This is a genomic window from Amycolatopsis sp. 505, from assembly GCF_031625235.1.
Taxonomy (GTDB): Bacteria; Actinomycetota; Actinomycetes; order Mycobacteriales; family Pseudonocardiaceae; genus Amycolatopsis.
In genome coordinates, this window is record NZ_JACKQP010000032.1 from 1 (window position 1) to 671 (window position 671).

A 671-nucleotide genomic window follows, 5' to 3' on the forward strand; every position below is an offset into this window, starting at 1 on the left:
TACCTGTTCCAAGGCTGGAACTGCCGCATCGAAGGCAAGTACAAAGACCTGATCATGGACACCGCGACCGAAGAAATCGGCCACGTCGAAATGCTCGCCACCATGGTCGCCCGCCTGCTCGAAGGCGCCCCCGCCACCGCCACCGCCGAAGCCGTCAAAGACCCGGTCATGGCCGCCGTCATCGGCGGCATGGACTCACAGCAGGCCATCGTCGCCGGCGGCGGCGCCCTGCCCGCCGACAGCAACGGCTACCCCTGGAACGGCAAATACATCGTCGCCTCCGGCAACCTCCTCGCCGACTTCCAGGCCAACGCCGCCGCCGAAGCCCAAGGCCGCCTGCAGACCGCACGGCTCTACAACATGACCGACGACCCCGGCGTCAAAGCCATGCTCAAATTCAACCTCGCCCGCGACACCGTCCACCAGAAGCAATGGCTGGCCGCCATCGAAGAACTCAAAGCCGACGGCCTCGAAGGCGACATCGCCCCCAGCGCACTGTTCGACGAAGAAGACCAAACCCACAACCACACCATCTGGCACCTCTCCGACGGCCCCGACGGCGCCAAAGGCACCAGCTGGACCACCGACGCCGGCATCGAATACCTCATGGACCCCGAACCCCTCGGCGGCCCGGGCACCGCCCCGAAACCCGACCCCGCCCTCTACGGCAC

Annotated in this window: 1 protein-coding gene; it reads left to right on the forward strand. The window is 66.5% G+C overall.

All coding sequences use genetic code 11. The annotated features are described in order from the left end of the window. Positions 1-671: manganese catalase family protein (locus H5965_RS46000; RefSeq protein ID WP_310977644.1), on the forward strand; the 671-nt coding region annotated here is incomplete at both ends.